At 68.4% G+C, this 1,167-nt stretch carries 1 protein-coding gene and 1 pseudogene; one reads left to right on the top strand and one right to left on the bottom strand.

The annotated features are described in order from the left end of the window. Positions 1-212 (top strand): annotated as a pseudogene (locus SPHV1_RS04305) (acetyl-coenzyme A synthetase); the annotation flags it as partial. Between the two features lie 67 nt (positions 213-279). On the opposite strand, the gene SPHV1_RS04300 reads toward SPHV1_RS04305, so the two are convergent. Beyond that, positions 280-1,167 (bottom strand): pirin family protein (locus SPHV1_RS04300; protein WP_197277640.1); only part of this gene is annotated, 888 nt, incomplete at its 5' end.

Here is a 1,167-nt window from a genome sequence, read left to right as displayed (position 1 = left end):
TGAAATGGGTGCGCAGCGAGATCGGGCCGATCGCGACGCCCGACGTGATCCAGTTTGCCCCCGGCCTGCCCAAGACCCGTTCGGGCAAGATCATGCGCCGCATCCTGCGCAAGATCGCGGAGGGCGAGGTGTCGCCCCAGGCGCTGGGGGACATATCGACGCTGGCCGAGCCGGCCATTGTGGAGGAATTGATCCGGAACCGGGCCCGGTGATGCTTTCGGCCCCTGGGTCTCATCGAAACCCGCGGCCTTGGCGGGTTCCGATCGTCTGGAAATCGCTCTAGCGGAAGACCGGCACGCTTCCCGATGCCGTCCTTGCAGGGCCCTCCTGCCTCAGCCGCTGGGCGATCTCCGCGATCCGCCCTTCGCCCTCCGCAAGGGCGGCGGCTGTCGTGTGCACCGAATAGGAACCGAGGTGAAGCGGATGGGGATGCGGCCGTGCGGACCCCAGGACGAAGATCGCGCCCGCATCGCCCGCCTGGAGCGTGATCGCCTCCTCTCCCGGCTCGAACAGCGCCATCTCGCCCTGCGCTATCGGGGCGGAGCCGGAAAGACCGCCCTTCGCTACCGCCGCCCAAGCGAGCGAATGGCCGGGGGGCGGTGCGTAGGTCCAGCTTTCCCCGGCTTGCAGGCGGACCAGCAGATAGGTGATCCCGTCAGGCGCGCGGACCGGGCTCTGCGCGCCCGCGTGTCGGCCCAGGATCACATAAGCGGGGCCGGCCATGGGCATATGGTCCGCCTCTATATATTGGCTGTCGACCGGTCCGTTCTCCAGTTCGGGCGGCAGGGCGATCCAGAGCTGGAAGCCCTGCATCAGCGCCGAGCGTCCGGCGGACAGTTCCTTCCCGTGCCAGACGCCGCCGCCCGCGCGCATCCATTCCACGCCGCCGAAGGCCAGCGTGCCGGTGCCCGCCTGCGGATCGTCATAGGTCACGTCCCCTTCGGTGAAGACGGTGACGGTCGCGATGCCCGAATGGGGATGCAGCGGCATGGCGGCGGAAAGCTGCCGCATGTCGCCTGCAAACAGGTCGAGGAACACGAAGGGCTTCAGATAGCGGCCCAGATCGGACGGGCTCATCAGCCGGACGATCGAACCATGTCCGCTGCCGCGCGTGCGATGAACGACCGGGCGGGGGGCCGCCGTGCCGGCCATCATTCCATGAAGGGT

Source organism: Novosphingobium sp. KN65.2, assembly GCF_001368935.1.
Taxonomy (GTDB): domain Bacteria; phylum Pseudomonadota; class Alphaproteobacteria; order Sphingomonadales; family Sphingomonadaceae; genus Novosphingobium; species Novosphingobium mathurense.
Note: the sequence above shows the minus strand (reverse complement) of the source record. Positions and strands in the feature narration are given on the sequence as shown.